The organism is Aquimonas voraii (assembly GCF_900101825.1).
Classification (GTDB): domain Bacteria; phylum Pseudomonadota; class Gammaproteobacteria; order Xanthomonadales; family Xanthomonadaceae; genus Aquimonas; species Aquimonas voraii.
This window is the reverse complement of the sequence record NZ_FNAG01000029.1, coordinates 1-6,609: the sequence shown is the minus strand read 5'-3', so window position 1 is coordinate 6,609 and position 6,609 is coordinate 1. Positions and strand designations below refer to the sequence as shown.

General features: G+C 59.1%; 9 protein-coding genes. 2 read left to right on the top strand and 7 right to left on the bottom strand.

Going from position 1 to position 6,609, the window contains the following annotated elements; genetic code table 11:
- Nucleotides 1-74: 74 nt before the first annotated feature.
- Nucleotides 75-266, top strand: coding sequence for a hypothetical protein (locus BLP83_RS18815; RefSeq protein ID WP_176764282.1), 192 nt, complete (start codon nt 75-77; stop codon nt 264-266).
- A gap of 69 nt (nt 267-335) precedes the next feature.
- On the opposite strand, the gene BLP83_RS19455 is transcribed toward BLP83_RS18815, so the two are convergent.
- The 7 genes from BLP83_RS19455 to BLP83_RS17985 all read right to left on the bottom strand — a co-directional run bounded on the left by BLP83_RS19455 (nt 336) and on the right by BLP83_RS17985 (nt 5,297).
- On the bottom strand, nt 336-677 hold the full coding sequence (locus BLP83_RS19455; RefSeq protein ID WP_425389034.1) for a DUF6968 family protein: 342 nt from the start codon (nt 675-677) through the stop codon (nt 336-338).
- A gap of 94 nt (nt 678-771) precedes the next feature.
- Nucleotides 772-1,209, bottom strand: coding sequence for a hypothetical protein (locus BLP83_RS18005; RefSeq protein ID WP_091246257.1), 438 nt, complete (start codon nt 1,207-1,209; stop codon nt 772-774).
- Between the two features lie 70 nt (nt 1,210-1,279).
- Nucleotides 1,280-1,618, bottom strand: coding sequence for a hypothetical protein (locus tag BLP83_RS18515; RefSeq protein ID WP_143006786.1), 339 nt, complete (start codon nt 1,616-1,618; stop codon nt 1,280-1,282).
- 88 nt (nt 1,619-1,706) lie between these two features.
- A complete protein-coding gene (locus tag BLP83_RS18000; protein ID WP_143006785.1) occupies nt 1,707-2,036 on the bottom strand; it encodes a hypothetical protein in 330 nt (109 codons plus the stop codon).
- Between the two features lie 1,002 nt (nt 2,037-3,038).
- Nucleotides 3,039-3,353: a hypothetical protein gene (locus tag BLP83_RS18510; RefSeq protein ID WP_143006784.1), complete on the bottom strand. Its 315-nt coding sequence runs from the start codon at nt 3,351-3,353 to the stop codon at nt 3,039-3,041.
- 771 nt (nt 3,354-4,124) lie between these two features.
- Nucleotides 4,125-4,871 (bottom strand): hypothetical protein, encoded by a 747-nt coding sequence (locus BLP83_RS17990; protein ID WP_218121271.1) that lies wholly within the window; start codon nt 4,869-4,871, stop codon nt 4,125-4,127.
- Nucleotides 4,872-5,057: 186 nt separating this feature from the next.
- Nucleotides 5,058-5,297 (bottom strand): hypothetical protein, encoded by a 240-nt coding sequence (locus BLP83_RS17985; protein ID WP_091246248.1) that lies wholly within the window; start codon nt 5,295-5,297, stop codon nt 5,058-5,060.
- A 236-nt stretch (nt 5,298-5,533) separates the two neighbouring features.
- Between BLP83_RS17985 and BLP83_RS17980 the strand changes: the two genes are divergently transcribed.
- On the top strand, nt 5,534-6,559 hold the full coding sequence (locus BLP83_RS17980) for an integron integrase (protein ID WP_281187145.1): 1,026 nt from the start codon (nt 5,534-5,536) through the stop codon (nt 6,557-6,559).
- The last annotated feature ends 50 nt before the right edge of the window (nt 6,560-6,609 follow it).

The window sequence follows — 6,609 nt, the reverse complement described above, 5'->3', positions numbered from 1 at the left end:
GTGGCCTCTCCCCGCAGGTCCGGTTGAGCACATAGTTAGGCGCCAGATGCCCCGCGGTGTAACAGAGCTTTGTAGTGACGAAGGCCTTCGAGCAAAACGTGATCCTCGACGTAGAACAATTCGGGGCAGGGTTCTTTGGGTTGGGAGGCAATGACCAGAAGCTGCCCAAGACGAAGATCGGGGTTAGAGCGCCAGATTGCGCCAAGCTCACCAAGTATCGGGTCAATTCGCGCTGGATCTCTCATATGGCACCTAACGCCGCGTGAAGCGGCCGCGGGCCGATGATATATCAGGAAACATCGAACTCTCTCCCCGCGGCCCGCTTGAACGCATAGTTAGATGGCACCTGCGCCGGGACTAGCGCTGGTGCTCCTGGGCTGCATGCCACTATCTTCCAGAACAGAAGTGAACGGCTCATCGAACTGAAAGAGTGTTCCGCCACGCATCTTGGCCCCATGGGACAGCTCCACATCTAGGGTAACCATTGCCAGCTGGAGAGCCTGCATGCTATCGCCCCCGTGGATCTGATGAGTGCGGGCTTCTCCGCCAAAAACCGTGACGCAAGCGCAGGTCCACTCCTCTGCTCCAACCTCAGTAGGCCGGCCGAGCGCAGCGACGACGGCCATGCTGCCCTTTGGTGTCCGGAGCTCGAGATGTCTTTCCGCAATCGTGTACACGAGGAGTGCCACCTAACGCCGTGTTAAGCGGCCTGCGGCCGGAAGCAATCGGTTCATTCGAAGCATGTCCCCGCAGGTCCGGTTGAACACATAGTTAGGTGACAACACCTGGGACAAGCTTGCTGCCTTCTGCGTCGAGAAGCTCCATGAGCTCAACTGCAGAGCGCGCAATTTCCTCCATTCTGGCGAGGTACTCCGGAATCCTCTCACCGCGTGAGAGGAACGGGGTCGCCTCCTCGTCGAAATCGTGGACCAACCAGTTGCGCTCATCTTGAAACGCCTTGACCTTCTCCCAAACAACTTCAGGAAGCGAATCCGATTCTTCTATGGCTCCAATGACATGCCCCATTGCCTTTGAGAGATGCTTCTCCATCTGCGCCTTGGCGTCTTCAAGGTTTACCTGCTTGCGGACGCGCGAGTGGGTGGCGAAGTATCCAGCGAGAGCATACTGGACCTTCTGCCCCAGCATCATAGCCAAGCCGACGCGCTCGCAAAGCTCGCTGAAGCCTTCGGGTTGCGGGGGAATATCCATGTCACCTAACGTCTGAGCTAAGCGGCCACATCAATCGCGAAGCGATTGATTGGTCCGCTTGAGCGAAATGTTAGGCCTCACGCCCCGCCCTCACAACGGCGGCAAGATCTGGGCGGCGAAGACATACGTAGTGATTGACTGCTGCTTTTGCTGCGACATAGGCCGCATCTCTTGCCGAACGAAATGAATCGCTGTTGTCCAGTGAGTCAGTGAAAAAAGTTTTCGGGGAATTCAGTTCATCGCTAATACGACGCACCAAATCCTCGCAGCGCGATGGCGGAGTTGTTTGTAGCAGCCTGGCGTAATGGCCCGCTGCGCTTATGGTTGTTGAATCTGAAGTCGCAGCTGCCAGGTTGCGCAACGCATCAGTCAGGTTGGAGAGCACGGTGTCGGTTTCAATTGCGGCCATGGTCGATGTGAGGCCTAACGCCTGAGTTGAGCCGCGCCGCGAAGCGGCGTCGGCTTGGACGAACTGTTGGGCCCGGTGTTGTTGTGGCTCACCACCCAGGCTGCCCGGCACAGTAAGTTTCCAAGTTCATTTCTTGTAGCCCTGCCTTGACGAGCAAGAAGTCGGCACATGCACCGGTGACGTCCTCGGGCTTCTGCAAGCTCTTCGCGAGCCCTCTGAGCAAAATAACCGACTCATCGGCTGGCCTCTCAGCCAAATACTTGTCAAAATCAGCCACTGCACCAGTGTAATTCTTGCGCATGTACTTGTTCATGCCGCTCTGCTTGAAGCGCTCGGCTGAGGCTGCCGCCGCCATCTCGCCGGCCAAAAATGACCAAAACAACATTCCAGCGATAAATGCAAATGCCGCACGTTTCACATAACCTCCTTTGAGACCGCCCAACGCCGCATTGAGCGGCCGATGGCCGGGAAAGTATCAGGAAACATCGAAGCCTGTCCCATCGGTCCGCTCTAATGCATAGTTAGCTTTCACCGCCGACCTCACTTTCGCAAACAGGGATTGAGCCCTCATTGAGAGTGCAGGAGAAGACCTCCATTGCGTCAGGGTCGACGTACTCTTGCCAAGCGGAGCGCCAGCGGCCTTCGCTCTCGAAGCAGACAGACGGCAGCTCCAGAACTACAGCATAAGTGCCCTTGAGAGTAGTTCGACTCATCAGAGCGAGGCCGGCAGCGTCGGTCGTACCCTCGACATAGGCACCTGCGCAATCGGGCTCGGAGTGGTAGCGCACGACCACACCAGAAACCGGCGCCCCTCCTCGAAACAAAGAAACACGCACCGTCTGTTCAAATGGCCGAGCTCCCTCACACCCCGCACAGGCGAAGACAGCGAGGACGAGAGGCGCAAAGAACCGACGAGAGACCATAGATGTGAAAGCTAACACCTGAGTTAAGCCGCGCCGCGAAGCGGCGTCGGCTTGGACGAATTGTTAGAGCCCGACCAGCGGAACTCCAAGAGCCCGCTAGGGACTACGGCTGACGCAAGAGCTGCTGCTGGCGCAACGAACTCAGCCACGGGCCCGGTGACGAAATTGGCTAGGACACGAGCGACCGGATCGCTGCCCACGAACCCAGTGGCGCAGGTGTAGGTGGACGAGAACTGCAGGAAGTCAGCTCCAATGACGCGCTGGATAAATGAGCTAAAGGCCTCCGTCTCAGCCACCTGGAGCACCAGCTCAAGCGGCATTGTTTGGTCGTCTGCGGCGCAGACAGACTCCCGCGTGACTGTGATCTCCTTCACCGCACTCTCCATGACACAGCTTGAGGGCTCTAACGATCGAGCTAAGCGGCAGCATCAATCGCGAAGCGATTGATCTGTCCGCTTGAGCGAGTAGTTAGGTGGAACTCTAGCGCCGGCGCGGCCCTACACATTGAAGAACGGGATTGCGAAGAAGCTGCAAGCGCCGAGGAAGAGAAAGACGGCAGACCAGCGTGCAACCATGAAAGTTGCCCACACAGAGATCGGCGCAGCGATGACTGACGCCGGGACAGGTCTCCAAGGGATGCAGTGCGAAAGCGAAAGCAGTCGAATGGCCTGTTGCGTATGGTGAGCTGCGATAGGAAGCGTGAATAGCTCCGATGAAAGTTGCTCGTCGCCCGATGCCTGGCCACGCAGGATTGCGACCGCCACGAGGTGCAGCGCGAAAGATGTTCCGAGAACCAAAAAAGCTGCATCCATGCCGACCACCTAACACCTGAGTTAATCCGCGTCGCGGAGCGACGTCGGATTGAATGAACTGTTAGGCGGCACGCCGGGATGGCCGCCAGAAGGCAATGCCCCATACAGCGCAGAGGGAGCCGAAGAGCAAGCCTGTAAAGGCACCGCCATGAACAGCGCCGCTAGACGATAAACCGGCTACGACGCCGATGATCCCGAGAGCCGGGCCGAGCCAAGAACCAAAGCCACGAGTATTCATGTCTGTCTCCATGGTGCAGGTTGTGAGAAGTTGGGAGTGCTGCCTAACGTTGGAGTTGAGCGGCAGCTTTTAGCTGGCTGCGCGAGGCATCATGGACCACTGCCTGGTGCAGCCAGCTAAAAGATGTCCGCTCGAACGACTGGTTAGACGAGGCCCACCGCGGAACGCACAACGATTGCCGGCAGCCGCCGAAACATGGGCGCCAAGCTGCTTGGCAGGCAGCATGGGCCGGCCGCTGGGGTGGAACCCGAAGCTTACCCGCGCATGCCTCAACTTTTGGAGAGCCGGCCGGAAGACAAACCGACCTCCGGCGCCTGTGCATGAAGCCACGCACCGCTCGGCCACTCGCACGCCAGCAACGTGACCCCGCGTGCGGAGATGAACTCACGCAGGCAGAAGCACGCGCTTCGCGCGCGCGAAACGCTGCCACAACCTGCGCGGCATGCCGACCAGCAACCTTCATCTTTAGCTCAGCGTGCGTCTAACACCTGAGTTAAGCCGCGCCGCGAAGCGGCGTCGGCTTGGACGAATTGTTAGCCTTCTGACGACAACGCACGCCGTTTCTTGCGGCTTTCAATGAGCGACGACCGATACTTCTCGTAACTCTTCACCGCGAGATTTACGCGCACCTGTTCTAGATTCTTGAAGTGACGATCGAAATCCCGTGCGAAAGTAGCGGGGCTAACAACAAGATCGTGTACGGCATCTGCTAGGTGCCCCAGCAATGAATACTTTAGCTGCAAGGACAGCAAGTTCTCTTTGTTGATGAGCTTGTACTTGTCCGGCTCGACTTCCGTTTCGAGATTGTTGAACGGATAGACCCACTGGCCATGGGCCAGTTTGTTACGAATCTCGATGATGATCCTAAGCTCACCTGCCAAGACACTATGCAACGCTTCGCGGCGCGCAGCGTGCGAGACCCCGAGCACCCGACTTGTTAGTTCGGCTTTCGGAACCTTATGGTGCTTACGGAACGCAAGATCTACCGTCTGCTGCCATTGATCCAACTGGGTCTTAGCAGAGGTGATGAGCTCTCGTTCGGCTTCTGTGAAGCCGCACTGCTCGTGCAACAACTTGCGTAGGCGGCATTCCGCCCACGCGCCCAGCAGGAACGCATATAGCCGAGTTAGTGACCGGAGACTTTGCTGTGGATCTTCGCGCGCTATCTCGGCTTTCGCGAGCCGAGCCACTTGCGTGATCGCACGTTCGAGCTCACGTAGATTCTCTACGTGATGCCTGTATATCTTGCTAGGCAGCCTAGCCGGAATCGTCACCGCCAAAGGTCACTCCTTGAATGGCCTTTGGCGGTGGGGATTCGAACCCCACAAATACTCTCCTTGCGGAGCGTGTTTCCCCTTACACCATCGCCCGATCCAATCGTATCGAAGTTCCGCACAGAAGGCTAACGCCTGAGTTAAGCCGCGTGCCGGAGGCACGTCGGCTTGAATGAAATGTTAGGCCGCAGCTTAGCAGCCAAGGTCCTTCTCTCTATCTATCCCCTCGAGACGGACAGCCGACAACGGCAGGTCGAAAGCTTCCGCTTGGAGAATCATGAGATTTAGTACCTCACGGTACGCCCGATAGCGGCCCGCCTCGTACTGCTTTTGCTCCGGTGCCGCGGCGTTATAGGCGCTCTCTGCGTCCGCCAGACGCTCACGAAGCAGTAACCCGAGATCTTGGAGATAGTTGTCTGCGAAATCTGTCATGCGGCCTAACTCAATGTAGACGTCAAAGTGACGTCTAATCTGTCGTATAACTCGGGCGTCACGCCGCCCGCCCTAAGCAATTTCCTACCCAAATCATGGGTTTGCTCCGATCCAGTGCGCTCGATCTGCCGCCTAATCTGGCCGTTCACGATCGCTCCCGCGCAAGCCCCATGGCAACCTACAGCAAGCCTCAGCCCTCTTCAATTCCCGGTCGCGATTCAGCGACGCCGGATCAGCTGACTCAGAAGACTGCGGCAGGGCAGCCGCCGCGTCTTCTCGATCAGGTTCGGGCTCGCCTGCGCCGGCTTGGGCGGGCCAAGCGGACCGAGCAGGTCTATGTGGGGTGGATCCGTCGATTCATCCTTGAAAATGGCAAGCGCCACCCGCGTGAGATGGGTGAGCCCGAGATCGAGGCGTTCCTTACGCGTCTGGCAGTGGAAGGCGGGGTCTCGGCCTCGACACAGAACCAGGCGCTGTCAGCCCTGCTGTTTCTGTATCGCGAAGTGTTGCAGCAGCCTTTGGACTGGCTGAACGGCATTCAGCGCGCCAGCAAGCCGCAGCGGCTTCCGGTGGTGCTCACGCGTGCCCAGGTGTCATCCGTGCTGGGGGAGTTGGTGGGCACGGCCTGGTTGATGGCTTCGCTGCTGTATGGCGGCGGTCTGCGCCTGATGGAGTGCGTGCGCTTGCGCGTCAAGGATGTCGACTTCGAGCGCCGCGAGCTGCTGGTGCGACAGGGCAAGGGCGGCAAGGATCGGCGAACCGTACTGCCCGCGGCCCTGGTCGAGCCCTTGCGTGCGCAGGTGGAGGAGGCGCTTCGCCTGCACCGGGGCGATCTTGCGCAAGGCTTTGGCGCTGTCTGGTTACCGGATGCCTTGGCCCGCAAGTACCCCAATGCGCCGCGTGAGCCAGGCTGGCAATGGGTGTTCCCTGCGCCCTCGCGCAGCGTCGATCCGCGCAGTGGCCGGGAGGGGCGACACCACATCGACGAGCGTCGCCTGCAGCGCGCGGTGCATCTGGCCGTGCGTCGCGCGGGGCTGACCGAGCCCGCCAGCTGCCACACCTTCCGCCACAGCTTCGCGACCCACCTGATCGAGGACGGCTACGACATCCGGACGGTGCAGGAGCTGCTGGGGCACAGCGACGTCAGCACCACGCAGATCTACACCCACGTGTTGAATCGCGGTGGGATGGCGGTGCGGAGTCCGCTGGATCGCGGGTGGGTTCTACCCCGATTCTGCGGACACTTTCAGGAAGGCTCATAGTGAGCTGAAGGAGTGTCCATGTCGAAGCGCAAGCGTTACACCGCGGAGTA